This window comes from Streptomyces sp. NPDC006339, assembly GCF_040612775.1.
GTDB lineage: Bacteria > Actinomycetota > Actinomycetes > Streptomycetales > Streptomycetaceae > Streptomyces.
On sequence record NZ_JBEXQW010000051.1, the window covers coordinates 1 to 19,733 of the forward strand.

Genomic DNA, 19,733 nt, shown 5'->3' on the forward strand with positions numbered 1-19,733 from the left:
TATGCGCTACCGGCTCCTCGAGACGGTCGCGGAGTACGCGGGAGAGCGGCTGGAGGAGGCGGGGGACCGGGAGGAGGCCGAGCGGCGGCACCTGAGGTACTACCGCGAACTCGCCCGGCTCACCGACCCCGAACTGCGCACCGGGCGCCAGGTCGCCGCCATCGCGCGGTTCACGGTCGAGTACGGGAACCTGCGGACCGCCCTGCGGCGGGCCGTCGAGGCGCGCGACGAGCACGAGGCGCTGGTCCTCGTCCACTCCCTCCTCTGGTACTGGACCATGCGGGACCTGCGGGCCGACGCGCTGTACTGGGCGGAGGCGGTCGCCGCGCTCGGCCCCGACCCGTTCGTCCCGCCCGCCGCCCCCGTCGTCCCCCTGCACGAGCCGGTCACCGCGGCGCCGCCGCCGCTGACCGAGGAGCAGATGTGGGAGGCCAGGCGCGGGGTGCGGCTGGTCGAGCTGCTCAACATGGACCACGAGACCGGGCGCTGGACGACCCCCGAAGGGGTCGCGCGGCTGCGGCGGATCCACGCCGCCTACCCGCCCGGCCTCCCGCAGACCTGCCGGCTGCCCGGCTCCTTCGCGGTCTTCGCCGTCCTCCTCATCGCCGAACCGGGCCTCATGGGCAAGGCCCTGGACGACCATGTGGCCGCCTGCCGCCGCTACGGCTACGACTGGGAGCTCGGCCACGCCCTCCAGTTGCGCGCCAACATGCTCGCCAACCGCGCCGACCTCGCCGACCGGGCCGCCGCCGACGCCGAGGAGAGCCTGGAGATCTTCGTGCGGCTCGACGACGCGTGGGGCGCCGCCGAGGCGCTCTCGTCCCGCGCCGAGGCCCGCGAGCGACGGCTCGAGTTCCTGGGAGCCGCCGAGGACTTCGAGGCCGCCATCACGTACGCGCGGCGCATCGGCGCCCAGTCGCAGATGGCACTCCTGCGCGCCCGGTACGCCGACATGCTGATCGAGACCGGCCGCCGGGAGGAGGCCGAGCACATCCTGCGCGAGATCGTGGAGGGCGAGTACGGCCGCGGCCACGAACCGATGCTCGCCGCGCGGATCTTCCTGGCCCTGCTGCTCGGCAGGACCGGGCGGACCGCCGAGGCCCGCGTCCATCTGCGCAGGCTGCTCGACGAGTTCCGCTCCGAGACCTTCTCCCTCTTCGAGGGCTTCACGCTCGGCAGTCTGGCCTGGGTGGACAACCTCGACGGGCGGTACGCCTCGGCGTTCGAGCTGGCCCGGCGGGCGTACGGCCGCGCCCTCGACGCGCTGTCCATCATGGTGGCCCCGCAGATGCCGGCGGTCCATCTCGTCACCGCCGCCTGGGCGCTGGCCGGGCTCGGCGGCCCGTCGGTCCGTACGGCGGCCGTCCTGCTCGGCGCGTACGAGGCGCTGCAGCCGCCCGGGCACCTGCCCCCGCCGATGGAGCGGGAGAACGTGGCGCGGGCGACGGAACTCGCCCGGGCCGCGCTCGCCGACGACACCGCCTTCGAGGCCGCGTACGCCGAGGGCGGCGGCCTCTCCCTGGAGGAGGCCGCCGCCCTGCTCGCACGCGCCGACGCGATCTGAGGCGCGCCGAGTATCGGACCCCCGTCCGGAGCCCCCCGTTCCGAGTCCCCGTCCCGATTCCCCGCCGCCGGATCAGGTCTTCTTGCGGAACTTGGCGACCGCGAGCGGCGCCGTGACGACGGTGATCAGTGCCGCCCAGCCGAGCGTCATCCACACCGAGTGGGCGACGGGGCCGCCGTTGATCAGGTTGCGGGCGGCGTCGGCGAGGTTGGACAGCGGGTTGTAGTCGGTGAAGGTCTCCAGCCAGCCCGGCATCGACGAGGTCGGGGCGAAGATGGAGGAGCCGAACTGGAGCGGCATGAGGACCAGCATCGCCATGCCCTGGACGGCCTGGGCGGTCTTCAGGGTGAGGCCGAGCAGGATGAAGATCCACATCAGAGACGCTCCGAAGACCATCGACAGACCGATGGCGGCGAAGAGGTGGAGGACCGAGGTGTGGATCTCCAGGCCGAGCAGGAAGCCCATGCCGAGCAGGATCGCGGTGGCGATCAGCATGCGGCCGACCTCGACGACGATCTTCGCGATGAGGACGGAGGACCGGGCGATCGGCATCGTCCGGAACCGGTCCATGACCCCCTTCTTGAAGTCGTCGTTGATGCCGACACCGACGGCCATGGCGATGTTCATGCCCATCATCGCCATCAGACCGGGGGTCACGTAGTTGACGTAGACGTCGTTGTTGCCCTTGCCGGAGATGGCGCCGCCGAACACGTACACGAACAGCAGGATGAAGATGATCGGCATCATCACGGCGTCGAACATCGACTCCGGGTCCTGCTTGATCTGGAGCGCGTTGCGGCGGGCGAGGGCGCCGATGTGGCGGAGGTTGGCCCGCAGGCCGATCCGGCCCTCACCGGTGGCGGCCCGCTCGGCGGGGGCCGGTGCGGGAGCGGACGTGCGCGTGGCCGTGGTCGTGGTCGTGCTCATGCGGCGACCTCCTCGTGGATCGCGTCGGACGGGTGGGTCTTCTCGCCCGTGAGGGCGAGGAACACCTCGTCCAGGCTGGGCAGGTGGGTGCCGATGTGGGCGATGCCGTAGCCCCGGGCGCCGAACAGCCCGACCACCGCGGTCAGTTGCTCGTCGCTGAGGATCGGCACGTACAGCGCGTCCTCGTCGGGGACGACGGTCGCGCCGCCGATCCCGTCGAGACCGGCCTCGCGCAGCGCGGAGGCCATGGCGGACAGATCGGCCGGGTCGGCGGGGCGGACCTTCAACGTGCGGCCGCCGACGCGCGCCTTGAGCTCGTCGACACCGCCCTTGGCGATGACCCGGCCCCGGTCGATGACGGTCAGCTCGCTCGCGAGCTGCTCCGCCTCCTCCATGTACTGGGTGGTGAGCAGCACCGTCGCGCCCTCGGCCACCATCCGCTGGACCTCGTCCCAGACCTCGTTGCGGGTGCGCGGGTCGAGGCCGGTGGTCGGCTCGTCCAGGTAGAGCACGGCGGGCTGCCCGATCATCGAGGCGGCCAGGTCGAGGCGGCGCCGCATGCCGCCGGAGTAGTTCATGGCGGGGCGCTTGGCGGCCTCGGTGAGGGAGAAGCGCTCCAGCATCTCGTCGGCGCGGCGGCGGGCGTCCTTGCGGGAGAGGTCGAGCAGCCGCCCGATCATGTAGAGGTTCTCCCAGCCGGACAGCTTCTCGTCGACGGAGGCGTACTGGCCGGTCAGGCCGATGGTGCGGCGCAGTTGCCGGGGCTGGCGCACCACGTCGTAACCGGCGACGGTGGCGGTCCCGGCGTCCGGGACGAGGAGGGTGGACAGGCAGCGGACGAGGGTGGTCTTGCCGGCGCCGTTGGGCCCGAGGACCCCGAGCACCGTGCCCTCGCGGACGTCCAGGTCGACCCCGTCGAGGGCCTTGGTCGCGCCGAAGTGCTTCACGAGGCCCCGGACCTCGACGGCGTGGTGGTGTGATCGCGTCATGTCCACCATGGAACAGGCCGCCACCGACAGCGCACCGACAGCCGACCGACAGCGCCGCCCCCACCGCGCCGACGGCTGTCGGGCGGCTGTCGGCGGCTGCCCCGCGGAATGCCGACAGCCCGCCGACGGGGGACGGTCGGCGGGCTGTCTCTGTCACCGAGGCGGACTCAGTGGAAGGTGTGCTCCTCGGCGGGGAACGCCCCGCCGGTGACGTCCTCCGCGAAGGCGCGGGCGGCGTCGCCCAGCGTCTCGCGCAGGTTGGCGTACTGCTTGGTGAAGCGCGGCACCTTGCCGCCGGTCAGGCCCGCCATGTCGGTCCAGACGAGGACCTGGGCGTCCGTGCCGGCGCCCGCGCCGATGCCGATGGTGGGGATGTGCAGCGAGCGGGTGACCTCGGCGGCCAGCTCGGCCGGGACGAGCTCCAGGACCACGGCGAAGGCGCCCGCGTCCTGGGCCGCCTTGGCGTCCCTGAGCAGCCGGTGGGCGGCCTCGTCGCTGCGGCCCTGCACCCGGTAGCCCATGGTGTTGACGGACTGCGGGGTCAGGCCCAGGTGGGACATGACCGGGATGCCGGCCTGGACCAGCAGCTCGGTCTGCGGCAGCGAACGCTCGCCGCCTTCCAGCTTGATCGCGCCGACCCCCGCGTCCTTCACGAGCCGGGTGGCGTTGCGCAGGGCCTGGACGGGCCCTTCCTGGTACGAGCCGAAGGGGAGGTCGCCGACGACGAGGGCGCGCTTGGTGCCCCGTACGACGGCGGCGGACAGGATCGTCATCTCGTCCATCGTGACGGGCACGGTGGTGTCGTAGCCGAGGTGACAGTTGCCCATGGAGTCGCCGACGAGGATCACCGGGATCCCGGCCTCGTCGAAGACGGAGGCGGTCATGGCGTCGTAGGCGGTGAGCATGGGCCACTTCTCGCCGCGGGTCTTGGCGGCGGCGATGTCGTGGACGGTGATGCGGCGGGTGCCCTTCCCCCCGTACAGCGCCTTGCTGCTGTCGGCGGGCGGTTTCTGGGCAGCCTGAAGCGTCATGGTGAACGGCTCCTCTTGTCATCTCGAGGCGCCCTGTGGCGTCCCCGGACCACGTCCATGGTGGCACTTCGCCGGGCGGGCGGGGAAGTCGGGCGACGCGGCGGGTCGGCGTGGCGCTGTTCACATCCCCGCAAAGAAAGGTCAGGAGTTCGTCAAGTTTTCCGATACGAGACGGTCTCGTATCGAATTGGCTCTACGGTGGAGCCATGTCAGCCACGTCAGCCATGCCTCCGTCGTCTGCGCCGTCTCCGCCGTCTCCCGGCACTCCCGCGTCCGCGTCGCACCGCCGTCGCTGGGCGATCCTCGCCGTGCTCATGCTCAGCCTGCTGATCGTCGTCCTCGACAACTCGATCCTCAACGTGGCGGTCAAGACGATCGCCAGCCCGGCCCCCACCGGAATCGGAGCCACCCAGAGCGAGCTGGAGTGGGCCATCAACTCCTACACGCTCGTCTTCGCCGGTCTCCTCTTCGCCTCCGGCCTCCTCGGCGACCGGTTCGGCCGCAAGAGGTCGCTGCTCTTCGGCATCACCGTCTTCGGCATCGGCTCCGCGCTCGCCGCGCTCTCCACCACCCCCGGCGAGCTCATCGCCTACCGCGCGGTGATGGGCCTCGGCGCCGCCTTCGTCATGCCCGCCACCCTCGCCGTGCTCATGAACGTCTTCGAGCGCGACGAGCAGCCCAAGGCCATCGGCATCTGGGCCGGCAGCGTCGGCCTCGCCATCGCCATCGGCCCCATCACCGGCGGCCTCCTCCTGGAGCACTTCTGGTGGGGCTCGATCTTCCTCGTCAACGTGCCCGTCGTGCTGCTCGCCCTCGCCCTCATGGCCTGGCTGGTCCCCGAGTCCAAGGACCCCGCGCCCGGCCGCATCGACCTGCCCGGCGTACTGCTCTCCGTCCTCGGCCTGGTCCTGCTGGTGTACGGCATCATCCGCGGCGGCGAGCTCGCCTCCTTCACCGACGTCACCGTCCTGCTCCCGTCCCTCGCCGGCCTCGCGGTCCTCGTCGGCTTCGTCCTCTACGAGAAGCGGACCCACCACCCGGCGCTCGACATCTCGTACTTCCGCAAGCCCGCCTTCTCGGCCGCCGTCGCCGCCGTCGCACTGGTCTTCTTCGCCCTGATGGGCGTGACCTTCTTCTCGGCCTTCTACCTGCAGAGCGTCCGCGGCTACACCGCGCTGGAGTCCGGCCTGCTGATCCTGCCGCTCGCCGTCGCCCAGATGGCCTTCGCGCCGCGGGCCCGGCTCGTCGTGGAGCGCTTCGGGGCGCGCGTCGTCTGCACGGCCGGCATGCTGGCCGTCGCCGTGGGCCTCGGCGCCTTCGCCCTCTTCGACGCGGACACGCCGATCTGGCTGCTGGGGGTCGTCTTCTTCCTCCAGGGCGCGGGCATGGCGCACATCATGCCGCCGGTCACCGTCGCCATCATGCAGGCGCTGCCCCGTGAGAAGGCCGGCTCCGGCTCGGCCGTGAACAACACCTTCCGGCAGGTCGGCGGCGCGCTCGGGGTGGCCGTGCTCGGCTCCGTGCTGTCCTCCACCTACCGCGGCGAGATCGAGGGCCACCTCGGCTCCGTCCCGGCGGCTCTGCGGGACACGGCCGGCGAGTCCATCGAGGCGACCCTGGCCGTCGCGGAGAAGCTCGGCCCGGCCGGTCAGGGCCTGGTCGCCCCCGCGTACGACGCCTTCGTCGACGCCATGCAGGTCACCGCCCTCGGCTCGGCCGCCGTCGCCGTCATCGGCGCGGTCGTGGTCGCCCTGTTCCTGCCGGGGCGGACCACGGCGGCCCAGGCCACGGCCACCCCGGCACCGGCACCGGCGCCGGCACCGACACAGGCTGCGGGCGCGGGCGTCCCGGGCAGTCGGACGGAAGCGGGAGAATCGGTTCCGAAGTAGGCGGTGCGGTCGGCGGCGGCCGGCGGACGGCCATGGGCAGCGGGAGAGGCGGAGCGGACGTGTCGCAGGAGAACGGCGGGCCGGGGACGGCCGGGGCGGCGGACCCCGCGGCCCCGCCCCGCCCGGAGACGGACGGTTCCGGCGGTACGGGAGGCCCGGGCGGCGCGGGTGCTACCGGCGTTACGGGCGGCGCGGGCGGCGCCGGTGGTACGGGGGACGCCGGCGGTACGGGGGGCGCGGGCGGGTGCGCCGCGCGGCGCGGGCGGCCCCGGAGCGAGGCGGCGGAGCAGGCGATCTTCGACGCGGCGATCGGGCTCCTGGAGAGCGGGATGACGCTGGCCGAGGTCTCCATCGAGAAGATCGCCCGCACCGCCGGGGTCGGCAAGGCGACGATCTACCGCCGCTGGCCCGGCAAGGAGGAGCTCTTCGTCGACCTGCTGCGCTCCGTCGAGGCCCCGGACCCGGTGCTGCCCGGGGTCTCGGTCCGCGACGACCTGGTCGCTCTCATGGACTCGATCCGGCGGCGAGGACTCGCCAAACGGAACTCGGCCCTGCTGCACAACGTGTTCTCGCAGATGCAGCAGTACCCCAAGCTGTGGGAGACCTACCACCACACCGTCATCGAGCCGCGCCGCCGCCTCGGCCTCGGCCTCGTGCTGCGCGGCATGGAGCTCGGCGAGATCCGCTCCGACCTCGACGCGGATCTCGTCAACGACCTCTTCACCGGGCCCATGATCCTGCGCACCACGATCCGCCCGGGCGCCCCCTTGGACGACGACCTGGCCGAGCGAGTCGTCGACGCCGTCCTGGAAGGCGTACGACCGCCCGGCTGACCGGCTCCGAGGGCGGTACGGGCGCCTCGTACGAATGTGCGCGTTCTGTCACAGCCGTCCGCCCCGCGCCCGCGGCAGGAACCCGCCACGCCCGGGTGTCGTCCCTCGTGGAGTACGACCGAACCGGAATCGCCTAGGGTCGACTCCGGGTCGCAGAGCAAGGCAGTGAGGACGACAGTGATGGCGCGGGTGCACATGACGGGGACCGAGAACGGCGGGACGCCGGACGACGAAGGCTCCTGGACCGCCTCGCGATTCCGCCCCGGCACCCCGGGCCCCGGCGATACCGGTTCCGCCTCCGCCGGTTCGGGTACGGGTTCGGGTTCCGGTGCGGGTACGGGTGCGGGCTCCGGTTCCGGTACGGGTTCGGGTTCCGGTTCCGGTTCCGGTCTGGGCGCCCGGCTCGGGCGGCTGCGCGGCGACCGCGGCGTCTGGCGCCGGGGCATCCTCCTCGCCCTGTGCGCCGTCCTGCTCGCCCTCCTGATGGTGCTTCACTCCGACATCCCCAACCGGATCGGCAACCTCGGCAGCCTGACCGAGACCTTCCTGCCCTGGCTCGGCCTCTTCGTGCCGGTGCTGCTCGTGCTCGCCCTGCTGCGGCGCTCGGCGACCGCGCTGGTGGCGCTGGTGCTGCCGGCCGTGGTCTGGCTCAACCTCTTCGGCGGGCTCGTCGTCGACAAGTCGCAGGCGGGCGGCGACCTCACCGTCGTGACCCACAACGTGAACGCCGACAACCCCGACCCCGAGGGCACGGCCCGTCAGATCGCCGCGTCCGGCGCGGACGTGGTGGCCCTGGAGGAGCTCAAGGGCGACATGGTCCCGGTCTACGAGAAGGCGCTGGCCGACACGTACCGCCACCACTCCACCCAGGGCACGGTCGGCCTGTGGAGCAAGTACCCGCTGCGCGACGCCCAGCCGGTCGACATCCGCATGGGCTGGACCCGCGCGATGCGCGCCACCGTCGCCGCCCCGGCGGGCGAGGTCGCCGTCTACGTCGCCCACCTGCCCTCCGTACGGGTCAAGCTGAACGCCGGCTTCACCGCCAATCAGCGCGACAACAGCGCCAACGCCCTCGGCGAGGCCATCGCCCACGACCCGCACCGGCGGATCGTCCTCCTCGGCGACCTCAACGGCACCATGAACGACCGCGCCCTCAACGCCGTCACGTCCCAGCTCCGCTCCACCCAGGGCGCGGCCGGCGACGGCTTCGGCTTCAGTTGGCCGGCCTCCTTCCCGATGGCCCGCATCGACCAGATCCTGGTCCGCAACGTCGAGCCGCTGTCCTCCTGGACCCTGCCGGAGACGAAGAGCGACCACCTCCCGGTGGCCGCCCGTCTCAAGCTCTAGGGCTCTCCCGCCCCGCGTCCGTCCCGTCAGGGGCGCGTCTCGCGCCAGTGGTTGGTGATGGGCAGGCGGCGGTCCTTGCCGAAGCCCTTCGCGGAGATCTTCGTGCCCGGCGGGTACTGGCGGCGCTTGTACTCCGCCGTGTCGACCAGGCGCAGGGTGCCGACCACCAGCTCCTCGTCGAAGCCCGCCGCCACGATCTCGTCCCGGCCGCGGTCGCGGTCGACGTAGAGCTCCAGGATGCGGTCGAGGAGGTCGTAGTCGGGCAGGGAGTCCGTGTCGACCTGGCCCGGGCGGAGTTCGGCGCTCGGCGGCTTGGTGAGGGTGTTCTCGGGGATCGGCGGGGTCTGGCCGCGTTCCTCGGCGGCGCGGTTGCGCCAGCGGGCGAGGCGGAAGACATCGGACTTGTAGACGTCCTTGATCGGGCCGTACGCGCCGACGGAGTCGCCGTACAGGGTCGAATAGCCCACCGCCAGCTCCGACTTGTTGCCGGGCGCGAGGACGATGTGGCCCTCCTGGTTGGACAGGGCCATGAGGAGGGTGCCGCGCAGGCGGGACTGGAGGTTCTCCTCGGCGAGGCCGGTGAGGCCGAGCGCCCCCATATAGGCGTCGAACATCGGCTCGATCGGCACCGTACGGAAGTGGAGGCCGGTGCGGCGGGCCAGTTCGGCGGCGTCCGCGCGCGAGTGCTCCGAGGAGTACTTCGAGGGCATCGACACGCCGTACACGTGGTCCGCGCCCAGCGCGTCGCAGGCGATCGCGGCGACGAGGGCCGAGTCGATGCCGCCGGACAGGCCGACGAGGACCGAGCGGAAGCCGTTCTTGTTCACGTACGCCCGCAGGCCGACCACCAGGGCCGAGTACACCTCCTCGTCGTCGTCGAGCCGGTCCGCCTGACCGCCCGTCACCTCGGGCTCGTAGGCGGGCAGCGGCTCCTCGGACAGCACGGCCCGGTCGATCCGCAGACCGTCCTCCAGCACCGTGCCGGGCGCCGGCGCGTCCGGGGCGGCCGCCGGAAGCTCCAGGTCGAGGACCACGCAGCCCTCGGTGAACTGCGGGGCGCGCGCGATCACCTCCCCGGACCCGTCGACGACGATCGAGTCGCCGTCGAAGACCAGTTCGTCCTGCCCGCCGGTCATCGCCAGGTACGCGGTCGTGCAGCCGGCCTCCTGGGCGCGCTTGCGGACCAGTTCCAGACGGGTGTCGTCCTTGTTCCGCTCGTACGGCGAGGCGTTGACGGACAGCAGCAGCCCCGCCCGCGCGGCGCGGGCCGCCGGGACCCGGCCGCCCTCCTGCCACAGGTCCTCGCAGATGGCGAGGGCCACGTCGACGCCGTGGACGCGCAGGACGGGCAGGGTGTCGCCCTGGACGAAGTAGCGGTACTCGTCGAAGACCCCGTAGTTGGGCAGGTGGTGCTTGGCGAAGCGCAGCACCACCTCGCCCCGGTACAGCACCGCCGCCGCGTTCTCCGGCGACCCGGCGGGCCGGCCGAGCCGGGGCGCGGCCCGCTCGGAGCGGTCCAGGTAGCCGACGACCACGGGCAGCTCGCCGAACCCCTCGTCGGCGAGCCGCCGCCCGAGCGCCCGCAGGGCGGCCCGGGAGGCATCGACGAACGAGGAGCGCAGCGCCAGGTCCTCGACGGGATAGCCGGTCAGCGCCATCTCGGGGAACGCGACGAGATGCGCGCCCTGCTCGGCGGCGTGCCGGGTCCAGTGGACGACGGCCTCGGCGTTCCCGGCGAGATCGCCGACGGTCGAGTCGATCTGATTCAGAGCGAGGCGTAGTTGAGGCACGCCCCCCAGTCTAATCGTCAATTCGACGCTATGTCCTGAGGAGCGCGCGACGGGCTCGCGCGAGGGGCCGACGCGACCGGCCCGCGCCGGGGCGACGCGACCGGCCCGCGCCGGGCGGGGCGGCTACTTCGTGGGGCCGGTCCAGATCTGCGACTCGTGCTCCAGGACCGTCGGGGAGAGCTCGATCTGCAGTTCCCCGGCCGCGGCGGCGGGCAGCGAGAAGGTGTAGTCGGCCTTGGCCTGCTTGCCGGGCAGCACCTTGCCGTCGAAGGGCTTGGTGGCATCGCTGCCGTCGAACACCGTCTCGGCGGCGCCGCCCTGGGCGTCGCTCGCGTCCGGCAGGGCGGCGGTGACGTCGAGCGTCTTCTTGCTGCCGTTGACGATGGTGATCGTCACCTGGAAGGCGCGGTTGCCCTTGGTGTGCCCCACGGCGAAGCCGTCGGGCTTGTGGGACCGGGGCTTGGAGACGGTGACCTTGATCCCGTCCTCGTACGTGAAGGTGTCGCCGAACTTCAGGGCGGCGGGAGCCTTCTCGGTCGGCTCGGCCGACGGCTCGCCGGTGCCCTCGCCGCCCGGTGCGGCGGAGGAACTCGCCGAGCCCTTGCCGCCGGTCTCCTTCTCCGGGTCGTCGGCGACGTCCTGCACCGCCATGGCGAGGACGATCACCCAGATGATCGAGGCGACCAGGCCGACGGCACCGCCCAGGACGGCCCCGGTGACGGCCATCCCCTTGTTCGTCGCGATGCCCTGGCCGGCCCGGACGGCGCCGATGATGCCGAAGATCACCGCCAGCACACCCAGGATCGCGCCGAGCCAGAAGAGGAACGGGGTGATCCCGAAGAGTGCGGCCAGGATGCCGAGGACCAGCGCGGTGACGCCGAACCCGTTGCGGGGCTGCTGGAACGGGGGTTGTGGCGCGCCCGGAACCCCCGGCGGCCCCCAGGGCTGCGGCGTGGGGGAGTGGCTGGGCATGGTCATGCGGTGTCCTTCGTCGAACGGGGGAGAGGACACCGGCACGGCCGCCGGACCCCTCAAGATCACTCCTGACCGTAAGTGAGCGGAATGTGAAGAGACCAGGGAATTCTTGGTCGGAACGCGATCGTGATCCGGCGATGGGTGGGCGACGTTCGAGCGAAGGCGATCGGCCCTGGTCCGCGGCCGTGCACCGGGAACCCCCGGCCGCGCCCTGACGTTCGACCCACTGGGTCGAGGAACGCCGGGCGGGCCGCCGTCGCGCCGCCCGCGCGGGGCGGGCGCGGAGAACGCCTCCGTCTCCGATGTGTCGCCACCCCGCCTCGGCCCGGCGGGCCCGGCCCGGGCGGTACGGGACGACGAACGGAAAGGCAGGCCCGCATGACCTTCGTACGGCTCGGAGGAGTCGCCCACCATGTCGTCGTCGACGGCACCGGACCGGTCTGCGTCCTCGCCGCCGGGCTCGGCATGAGCTGGTTCGACTGGGATCCGGTCGTCCCGCTGCTCGCCGCGCACCGCACCGTCGTCCGCTTCGACCGCCCCGGCCACGGCCTGTCCGCCCCCGCCGCCGCGCCGCACACCGCCGCCGGGGAGGCGGACCGGATCGCCGCGCTCCTCGACGCGCTGCGCCTGCCCGGGCCCGCCACGGTCGTCGGGCACTCGATCGCCGGTTTCCACGCCGAGGCGTTCGCCCGCCTCCACCCGGCCCGTACGGCCGCCCTCGTCCTCGTCGACTCCTCCGTGGAGGAACGCCCCCGCGTCTTCCGCACCGCCCCGCCGCTCGCCCGCGCGCTGGGCGCCGTACTGTCCGCCGCCGGGATCCCGGCCGCGCTGGGACCGGCCGGTCGCGGGCTCGCGGTGCGGCTGTCGGCCCGGGGACAGGACACGGCCCCGCCCGCGCTCGTCCGCCGCGTCTACCGCACCTCACGCGTCCTGCGCGGCACCCTCGACGAGAACGCCCGCTACGGCGCCGTGGCCGCCGAAGTCCTCGCCCTGCGCGAGCGCGCCCCGCTCCCGCCCGGCCTGCCCGTCACCGTGCTCGCCGCGCCCGACGGCTCCGCCCGCTGGGAGCGGCGCCAACGCGCGCTGGCCCGGCGGCTCGGCGCCCGCTACGAGGCGGCCGAACCGTCGGGCCATCTGGTCATGCTGGACCGCCCGGACCTGGTGGCCGGGGCCGTGCTGAGACGGGCTCAGGAGACCCCGGATGAGCAGACCTCGGATCGGGAGACCGCGGATCGGGAGACCCCGGATCAGGGGAGCCCGGTCCCGGAGCGGGTGGCTCAGGAAGGCGCGTAGACGCTCTCGCAGAACGACTTGAGCTGGTCGTCCGAGAGCTGCCGGGCCAGGTCCGCCTCGCTGATCATGCCGACGAGACGCTTGTTCTCGATGACCGGCAGCCGGCGGATCTGGTGGCCCTGCATCTCCCGCAGGACCTCGCCCACGTCCGCGCCGGCGTCGATCCAGCGCGGCGTGCCCTGACAGATCTCACCGCAGGTGACGCGGGCCGGGTCGTGCCCCATGGCCACACACCGGACCACGATGTCGCGGTCGGTGACGATGCCGCAGAGCCGTTCGTTCTCGTCGGCGACGGGCAGCGCGCCCACGTTGAGGTCGCGCATCAACTGGGCCGCGCGGTCGAGCGTCTCGTGAGCCGGGATCCACTGGGCCCCCGGGTGCATGATGTCCTTCGCCGTGGTCATGGGGTGCGTGCCTTTCGTAGAACGTCGTCGTACGTGCGTGCGTGCGTACGTCCCCGAGCACCCCTCATTCTGTGCGCACGGCACGGCCCCCGCGACCGCAAGGCCGCGGGGGCCGTCGAACACAGGTCAGGCGCCGCGCTGCTTCAGCATGTCCGCCATCAGCCTGATCTCGGACTCCTGCGCGTCGACCATGCCCTGCGCGAGATCCCGCTCCACCCCGGGCACACAGCGCTCCACACAGCCCTGGGCCATGTGGATGCCGCCCTTGTGGTGTTCGGTCATCAGCTTCAGGTAGAGCACCTCGGCCGCGCGGCCCGACGCCCTGGTCAACTGATCGATCTCGGCCCGGGTTGCCATGCCCGGCATCAGCTCGCCGTCCTCGCCGGCCGTCTCGTCACCGTGGCCGCCCATGCCCATCCAGGTCATCGGCGGCACGCCCGACTGCACCTTCGGCAGCCCCCACATGTCCAGCCAGCCCAGCATCATGCCGCGCTGGTTGGCCTGGGTGTTGGCGATGTCGTACGCCAGCCGGCGCACCTCCTCGTCCCGCGTGCGGTCGCGGACGATGAACGACATCTCGACGGCCTGCTGGTGATGGACGGCCATGTCCCGGGCGAAGCCCGCGTCCGCGGACTCGGCGGTGGGCGTCCTCGGGGCCTCGTCGCGGTCGGCCGACGCGACGGTGACCGCGCCCCCGGCGAAGAGCAGCGCGAGGACCACGGCCGTGACGGACGCCCACTGCGTCCGGTTCAGCCTCACTGCCCCATCCCGGCGCCGCCCATGCCCTCGGCGCCGACACCACCGGTGCAGGCGGCGCCCGGCTCCGGGGTCTGCGGACCGTTGACGTACTTGGTGAAGAAGGCGTCGACCCGCGGGTCGGTCGCGCTGTCCACGGTCACCTGCTTGCCCCAGGCGCTCAGCATGATCGCGCCGGACTGGCCGTCGACCGGGCTCATCAGCGAGTACGGGGTCTTCTTGACCTTGCTCTTCAGCTTGTCCAGGTCGGCGGCGGCGGCCTTCTTGTTGTACGTCACCCACACGGCCCCGTGCTCCAGGGAGTGCACCGCGTTGGTGTCGTTGACCGGCTTGTCGTAGACGTCGCCGTTGCAGTTCTGCCAGACCGGGTGGTGGTCGCCGCCGACCGGCGGAGTCATCTCGTACTTCACCGGCGTGTTGACGTGGTTGCGGGTCAGCTTCTTGGCGTCCCAGGACTTCTCGCCCTGGATGGGGGCCTTGGCGGCGGCCTCCTGCTGCTCCTGCTCCTTGTTCTCCTTGTTGATGACCCAGCCGCCGAAGCCGACGAGGCCGAGTACGACGACGGCGGAGATGCCGACGGTGAGGATCCGGGTGCGGCGCTCGCGGGCCTGCTCGGCGCGGCGCATCTCCTCTATTCGGGCGCGGCGGTCGGCGGTGGTGGAGCGGTTCGCGGCCATGGTGATGTCGTCCTTCTGGAAGTCTGAGGTCAGGAAGCCTGAGTCAGGAAGTCTGGAAACGGGTCGAGAGGTGCGGACGGAGACGTACGCGACGGGAAAACCGCGCCGCTCACGTCCGCAGGACTTGAAGGACGTGCAGGTCCGGCGCGCGGGGCCGGGCGCCGGAGAGGAACACCCGGCCGTCGCCGGGCGACGCCTCGGGGCGCGGCAGCCGGCCCTCCGCGTGCAGCGGCGGGTCGAGCGGCGGTGCGCTGAGGACGGCGGGGGAGAGGGCGGGGAAGAGCGAGCAGTCGCCCCCGCCGTACGGGCAGACGTACTGCGCGTGCCGGTCGCCCTGGGACAGGTGCGCGGCCACCCGCTCGTGCTCGGCCCGTTCCGCCGGGTCGGCGACCCCGAGGCAGAGGAAGAGCGCGCCGAGGAGCGTCGCCACGGCACTCGCCAGTGCCATGGGACGCGGGTCTCGGGACAGGCGTGCGAGCCGTGGGCCCCCCATGGCCGGAGATCGTAGTGGCAGAAGGAGCTCCTTGGCCCGTACGGGGTACGTCCGGGGTACTCCTGGGTAGCAGGAATCGGCCCGTCCCCCGTTACCTGTGTCACAGCGGAGCAGGCACTATGGGTGTGCAACGTGCACGAAACCATGTGGTGGGATGCTCAGGTGCCCCCCGATGTGCCCGAGGCGGTGGGAGCAGGCGGCCTGACCAGCGAGGATGGGTGTGGAAATGGACAAGCAGCAGGAATTTGTGCTCCGTACGCTCGAGGAGCGCGACATCCGCTTCGTGCGTCTGTGGTTCACCGACGTGCTCGGATTCCTGAAGTCGGTCGCCGTCGCCCCCGCCGAGCTGGAGCAGGCGTTCGACGAGGGCATCGGCTTCGACGGCTCCGCGATCGAGGGCTTCGCCCGGGTCTACGAGTCCGACATGATCGCCAAGCCGGACCCGGGCACCTTCCAGATCCTGCCGTGGCGCGCGGAGGCTCCGGGCACGGCCCGGATGTTCTGCGACATCCTGATGCCGGACGGCTCGCCGTCCTTCGCCGACCCGCGCTACGTCCTCAAGCGCGCCCTCGCGAAGACCTCGGACCTCGGCTTCACCTTCTACACCCACCCCGAGATCGAGTTCTTCCTGCTGAAGGACAAGCCGCTGGACGGCACCCGGCCCACCCCGGCCGACAACTCGGGCTACTTCGACCACACCCCGCAGAACGTGGGCATGGACTTCCGCCGCCAGGCCATCACGATGCTGGAGTCCATGGGCATCTCGGTGGAGTTCTCGCACCACGAGGGCGCGCCGGGCCAGCAGGAGATCGACCTGCGGTACGCGGACGCGCTGTCCACCGCCGACAACATCATGACCTTCCGCCTGGTCATGAAGCAGGTGGCGCTGGAGCAGGGCGTGCAGGCCACGTTCATGCCGAAGCCGTTCTCCGAGTACCCCGGCTCGGGCATGCACACCCACCTCTCCCTCTTCGAGGGCGACCGCAACGCCTTCTACGAGAGCGGCGCCGAGTACCAGCTCTCCAAGGTCGGCCGCTCCTTCATCGCGGGCCTGCTCCGGCACGCGGCGGAGACGGCGGCGGTCACCAACCAGTGGGTCAACTCCTACAAGCGCATCTGGGGCGGCTCGGGCCGCACCGCCGGCTCGGGCGGCGAGGCCCCCGCGTACATCTGCTGGGGCCACAACAACCGCTCCGCGCTGATCCGCGTCCCCATGTACAAGCCGGGCAAGATGGGCTCCTCCCGCGTCGAGGTCCGCTCCATCGACTCCGGCGCCAACCCCTACCTCACCTACGCGGTCCTCCTCGCCGCGGGCCTCAAGGGCATCGAGGAGGGCTACGAACTCCCCGCCGGCGCCGACGACGACGTCTGGGCCCTCAGCGACGCCGAACGCCGCGCCATGGGCATCGAGCCCCTCCCCCAGAACCTGGGCGAGGCGATCGCCCTGATGGAGCGCAGCGAACTCGTCGCCGAGACCCTCGGCGAGCACGTCTTCGACTTCTTCCTCCGCAACAAGAAGCAGGAGTGGGAGGAGTACCGCTCCGAGGTCACGGCCTTCGAGCTGCGCAAAAACCTTCCGGTGCTGTAGGCACAGGGCGGAATTCCCGCCGGCTGCCGCGCCGGATCGGCATGGACCGCCGCGACGCCCTGCCCTTAGCCTGACCGTCGTTCGAAGATCGACGTGTCGGGCGGGTCTTCGGACCGCCGCTCGCAGGGGGTGTGCCGTGCACGGTAGGGGGAGCGCGTGATGTCAGGCAGGGCAGGGCTCGTCAAGGCGCTGGTGGCGATCGGGGTCGTGCTGGGGGTGATCGGCTCCATCACCGCCTGGTTCCTGTCGTTCGAGGGCTATCTGCCGGGCGACGCCATGGTGCGGACCTGGGCCACCGCGAAGGACCGGCCCAGCGACGACGAGGCCAACGACAGTTGGGTCGTCGGCGACGTCGCCGTCCGTGGCCGGTTCGACGCGGTGACCGGCTTCGGCATCGCCGACGGGCAGGACGGGAAGAAGCTCTGGGAGTTCGTGCCGCCCGGCCGCGCCCAGATCTGCGGCAGCGCGCCCCGCGCGGACGAGGGGGTCCTCCTCGTCGCGTACGGCACGGAGAGCCGCGCCACCGGCGGCGAGAGCGGCAAGCCCGCCGCGCCGGGCAAGGGCAAGGGCTGCTCGACCGTCCTCGCCCTGGACACGAAGGACGGGCGGGAGCTGTGGAGCGTCCCGCGGACCGTCTCGGACGGACGCTTCCCCACGGGCGAGTTCCTGGAGGCGGCGGGCGACCTGGCCCTGGTCGAACACGAACGGACCGAGCAGGAGGCACGGGCGCCGGGTGACAACCGTTCCCTGCGCGCCCTCGACCTCCGCACGGGCAAGGCCCGTTGGACGGCGGCCGTACCCGGCGCGTGCGGGGTGTGGGACACCATCGTGGGCAAGGAACACGTCAACGCCGTCCTGGCCTGCGGCGGGGAGGACGCGGACGACTCGGGCTCCGGCGGCGGCGAGGACGTCGAGCTGATGGCGGCGGCCTTCGATCGCGGCACCGGCGCCCTGAAGTGGAACGTGCCCATCGACGCCCGCCGCCCCGTGACGACGGAATCGAGCGTGGACATCGAGTCGGCCGACCCCTTGGTGCTGAGGGTCGTGCGGTCCTCGAACAGGAACGCGGGCGAGGAGACGGGCACGTTCGTCTCCTTCGGCCAGGACGGGCGCCTTCGGCCGGGCATCGAGCTCAGCGGCGACTACGGCCAGATCGACCTGGCGGAGGTCGCCGGCGAGCGGCTGTACGCGCTGGCATGGACCTATTCCAAGGGACGGCACTACCGGCTGATCGCCTTCGACCTGAAGACCGGCGCAGAGGTGTGGAACGAGAAGCTGGACGAGCCCGCGGCCGGGCTGGCCGTGCGGGGCGACCGGATCACCGTGCTGTGCGAGTGGTCGACCCAGGCCAGCGCCATCACCGAGCTGCTCGTGTTCGACGCCGGCAACGGCGAGGAACTCGACGAGCGTCATTTCCGTGAGGAGGCGCCCAGCGGCTCCTTCTTCGAGCACGACGGTCGGATCATCGTCGCCGGGCCGGCCGGCGGCCATGCCTTCACCGCGTTCGAGCGCTGGTGACCCGACGGCCGTTCTCGTCCACGAGGTGACGCGCGAGGGACCCGCGGGGTGACCCGCGAGGTGACCCGCGAGGACTCCTGGTGCGGAAAAGCCGTTGACCGGGCCGGCCCACCCCCCGACACTTCCGCGATGGACATCGCACCGATCACCACAGCCCGGCTCCTGCTGCACCCGCTGACCGTCGACGAGGCGCGGCGGGTCGTCGAGGGCGTGCCCGGGCCGGAGGACCGGTGGGCGGAGGGGTATCCGGGGCCGGGGGACGTCCGGGGCGTGGGGAGCTTTCTGGGCGGGGTCGCCGAGCGGGGGGACCCGGGGGTCTACCGGCCGTACGAGATACGCCGGCGGGCGGACGGCGTCACCATCGGCGGGATCGGGTTCCACGGGCCGCCGGGGGAGGACGGGGTCGTCACGGTCGGGTACGGGCTCGTGCCCGGGGCGCGGAGGCAGGGGTACGCCTCGGAGGCGCTGCGCGGGCTGATCGCGCGCGCCCGCGAGGCCGGCGCCACGGCCGTACGGGGTGACGCCGACCTCGACAACGTCCCGTCCCACCACGTCATGGAGGCGGCCGGGATGGCGTACGAGGGCGAGGACGAGCGGGTGCGGAACCACCGGCTCGTGTTCGCCCCGCCCGCGTAGGGCTCAGCGCTCCGACAGCTCCGAGGGCGCCTCCTGGACCACCCAGCCGTTTCCGTCCGGGTCGGCGAAGGTCATGAAGGAGTTCCAGGTGTCGCCCTTGCCCTCCTCCCAGCCCGTCTCGCCCACGTGCATCACCGGCGACACGTCGACGCCCGCCTCCACCAGCTCGTCGCGCGCCGCCTCGATGTCGGTGACGCAGAGCTGGAGGCCGTGCAGGGTGCCCGGGGCCATCTCGCGGCTGCCGGGGAACGGCGGCATGCCGTGGAGGAGGGCGATCGAGCAGCGCGAGCCCGGCGGGGTGATCTGGATGATCCGCATGCCGGGCGCGACCTCCTGGTCGAGGTCGACCTTGAAGCCGCACGCGTCGGCGTAGAACTCCTTGGCCCGGTCCATGTCGCTCACGGGGACGGGGACCACTTCCAGTGTCCAGTTCACAGGTCAGCTCTCCTTGCCGAAGCGCCAGCGGGTCTGGCCGTACGGGGTGCCCTTGGCGAAACCGAAGGCCGTCGTCGGGGCCACCGCGAACACCAGAGCCGTACCACCGTCGCTCACGAAGCACCCGTCGCGCACCCCGAAACGCCAATCCTCTCCGTACTTGTCGACATACGCCTCCGCCAGCGCCCGCAGGGCCTCCTCATCCGCCACCCGGACCGCCTCGCCCTCGACCACCAGGTCGAAGCCCTCGGCCAGGGCGTTCGAGCCGGTGGTCACGGCCACCCGGCGGTTCACCGCGAGGTTGCGGGCCTTGCGCTCGTCCGGGCCCGTGCAGAAGTGCAGGGCGCCCTCCCGCCACACCGCGATCAGCGGGGTGACGTGCGGGCGGCCGTCGGGGCGCACCGTCGTCAGCCAGTAGACCTCGGCCGCGGCCAGCCGCCGCACCGCCTCCGCCCACGGCGTCGCCTCCGCCGCCGGTTCGCTGTACCGGGGGTCCAGCGTCGTGTCCACCGTCATGTCCGCGGCCATCGTCCGCTCCCTTCGCCTCGTCCCCCTCCCTGCAGACCCGGCCGGGGGCGCGAACTCATC

The 19,733-nt window shown here is 72.2% G+C and carries 18 protein-coding genes and 1 pseudogene; 8 read left to right on the top strand and 11 right to left on the bottom strand.

Going from position 1 to position 19,733, the window contains the following annotated elements:
• Nucleotides 1–1,564, top strand: a pseudogene (locus ABZ135_RS31455) (AfsR family transcriptional regulator); the annotation flags it as partial.
• 72 nt (nucleotides 1,565–1,636) lie between these two features.
• On the opposite strand, the gene ABZ135_RS31460 reads toward ABZ135_RS31455, so the two are convergent.
• From ABZ135_RS31460 to panB, 3 genes are all read right to left on the bottom strand, one after another.
• Nucleotides 1,637–2,491, bottom strand: coding sequence for an ABC transporter permease (locus ABZ135_RS31460; RefSeq protein ID WP_356700531.1), 855 nt, complete (start codon nucleotides 2,489–2,491; stop codon nucleotides 1,637–1,639).
• On the bottom strand, nucleotides 2,488–3,489 hold the full coding sequence (locus tag ABZ135_RS31465; protein ID WP_356700533.1) for an ATP-binding cassette domain-containing protein: 1,002 nt from the start codon (nucleotides 3,487–3,489) through the stop codon (nucleotides 2,488–2,490). Before ABZ135_RS31465 ends, ABZ135_RS31460 begins: the two co-directional genes overlap by 4 nt.
• A gap of 158 nt (nucleotides 3,490–3,647) precedes the next feature.
• Entirely contained in the window at nucleotides 3,648–4,511 is an 864-nt protein-coding gene (gene panB, locus ABZ135_RS31470) for a 3-methyl-2-oxobutanoate hydroxymethyltransferase (RefSeq protein WP_356700535.1), read from the bottom strand.
• A 224-nt stretch (nucleotides 4,512–4,735) separates the two neighbouring features.
• Here panB and ABZ135_RS31475 point away from each other — a divergent pair, with 224 nt between their 5' ends.
• The 3 genes from ABZ135_RS31475 to ABZ135_RS31485 all read left to right on the top strand — a co-directional run bounded on the left by ABZ135_RS31475 (nucleotide 4,736) and on the right by ABZ135_RS31485 (nucleotide 8,580).
• Nucleotides 4,736–6,400, top strand: coding sequence for an MFS transporter (locus ABZ135_RS31475; RefSeq protein ID WP_356700613.1), 1,665 nt, complete (start codon nucleotides 4,736–4,738; stop codon nucleotides 6,398–6,400).
• Nucleotides 6,401–6,459: 59 nt separating this feature from the next.
• Nucleotides 6,460–7,233 carry a TetR/AcrR family transcriptional regulator gene (locus tag ABZ135_RS31480; RefSeq protein ID WP_356700537.1) on the top strand — a complete coding sequence of 258 codons (774 nt, stop codon included), beginning with the start codon at nucleotides 6,460–6,462 and terminating at the stop codon, nucleotides 7,231–7,233.
• A gap of 180 nt (nucleotides 7,234–7,413) precedes the next feature.
• Nucleotides 7,414–8,580, top strand: a complete 1,167-nt coding sequence (locus tag ABZ135_RS31485; protein ID WP_356700539.1) for an endonuclease/exonuclease/phosphatase family protein — start codon at nucleotides 7,414–7,416, stop codon at nucleotides 8,578–8,580.
• Nucleotides 8,581–8,606: 26 nt separating this feature from the next.
• Here the strand turns inward: ABZ135_RS31485 and ABZ135_RS31490 are convergent, their stop codons facing one another.
• Both ABZ135_RS31490 and ABZ135_RS31495 read right to left on the bottom strand, forming a co-directional pair.
• Nucleotides 8,607–10,370: an NAD+ synthase gene (locus tag ABZ135_RS31490; RefSeq protein ID WP_356700541.1), complete on the bottom strand. Its 1,764-nt coding sequence runs from the start codon at nucleotides 10,368–10,370 to the stop codon at nucleotides 8,607–8,609.
• A 123-nt stretch (nucleotides 10,371–10,493) separates the two neighbouring features.
• Nucleotides 10,494–11,348: a DUF4190 domain-containing protein gene (locus tag ABZ135_RS31495; protein ID WP_356700543.1), complete on the bottom strand. Its 855-nt coding sequence runs from the start codon at nucleotides 11,346–11,348 to the stop codon at nucleotides 10,494–10,496.
• A gap of 375 nt (nucleotides 11,349–11,723) precedes the next feature.
• Here ABZ135_RS31495 and ABZ135_RS31500 point away from each other — a divergent pair, with 375 nt between their 5' ends.
• Nucleotides 11,724–12,638 (top strand): alpha/beta hydrolase, encoded by a 915-nt coding sequence (locus ABZ135_RS31500; protein ID WP_356700545.1) that lies wholly within the window; start codon nucleotides 11,724–11,726, stop codon nucleotides 12,636–12,638.
• Here ABZ135_RS31500 and ABZ135_RS31505 read toward each other — a convergent pair.
• From ABZ135_RS31505 to ABZ135_RS31520, 4 genes are all read right to left on the bottom strand, one after another.
• Entirely contained in the window at nucleotides 12,623–13,042 is a 420-nt protein-coding gene (locus ABZ135_RS31505; RefSeq protein WP_356700547.1) for a CBS domain-containing protein, read from the bottom strand. The genes ABZ135_RS31500 and ABZ135_RS31505 overlap by 16 nt on opposite strands.
• Before the next feature lie 126 nt (nucleotides 13,043–13,168).
• Nucleotides 13,169–13,801, bottom strand: a complete 633-nt coding sequence (locus ABZ135_RS31510; RefSeq protein WP_356700549.1) for a DUF305 domain-containing protein — start codon at nucleotides 13,799–13,801, stop codon at nucleotides 13,169–13,171.
• A complete protein-coding gene (locus ABZ135_RS31515) occupies nucleotides 13,798–14,475 on the bottom strand; it encodes a DUF3105 domain-containing protein (RefSeq protein ID WP_356700551.1) in 678 nt (225 codons plus the stop codon). The genes ABZ135_RS31510 and ABZ135_RS31515 overlap by 4 nt, the downstream gene beginning before the upstream one ends.
• A gap of 109 nt (nucleotides 14,476–14,584) precedes the next feature.
• Nucleotides 14,585–14,923: a hypothetical protein gene (locus ABZ135_RS31520; RefSeq protein WP_356700553.1), complete on the bottom strand. Its 339-nt coding sequence runs from the start codon at nucleotides 14,921–14,923 to the stop codon at nucleotides 14,585–14,587.
• A gap of 271 nt (nucleotides 14,924–15,194) precedes the next feature.
• Between ABZ135_RS31520 and ABZ135_RS31525 the strand changes: the two genes are divergently transcribed.
• The 3 genes from ABZ135_RS31525 to ABZ135_RS31535 all read left to right on the top strand — a co-directional run bounded on the left by ABZ135_RS31525 (nucleotide 15,195) and on the right by ABZ135_RS31535 (nucleotide 18,710).
• Complete coding sequence (locus tag ABZ135_RS31525; RefSeq protein ID WP_356700555.1) at nucleotides 15,195–16,556, top strand: glutamine synthetase family protein; 1,362 nt, start codon at nucleotides 15,195–15,197, stop codon at nucleotides 16,554–16,556.
• Nucleotides 16,557–16,715: 159 nt separating this feature from the next.
• Nucleotides 16,716–18,074: a PQQ-binding-like beta-propeller repeat protein gene (locus ABZ135_RS31530; protein ID WP_356700557.1), complete on the top strand. Its 1,359-nt coding sequence runs from the start codon at nucleotides 16,716–16,718 to the stop codon at nucleotides 18,072–18,074.
• A gap of 129 nt (nucleotides 18,075–18,203) precedes the next feature.
• Complete coding sequence (locus ABZ135_RS31535) at nucleotides 18,204–18,710, top strand: GNAT family N-acetyltransferase (protein WP_356700559.1); 507 nt, start codon at nucleotides 18,204–18,206, stop codon at nucleotides 18,708–18,710.
• Between the two features lie 3 nt (nucleotides 18,711–18,713).
• Here the strand turns inward: ABZ135_RS31535 and ABZ135_RS31540 are convergent, their stop codons facing one another.
• Nucleotides 18,714–19,145: a VOC family protein gene (locus ABZ135_RS31540; protein ID WP_356700562.1), complete on the bottom strand. Its 432-nt coding sequence runs from the start codon at nucleotides 19,143–19,145 to the stop codon at nucleotides 18,714–18,716.
• Nucleotides 19,146–19,148: 3 nt separating this feature from the next.
• Nucleotides 19,149–19,673, bottom strand: a complete 525-nt coding sequence (locus tag ABZ135_RS31545; RefSeq protein ID WP_356700564.1) for a pyridoxamine 5'-phosphate oxidase family protein — start codon at nucleotides 19,671–19,673, stop codon at nucleotides 19,149–19,151.
• Nucleotides 19,674–19,733 lie beyond the last annotated feature (60 nt).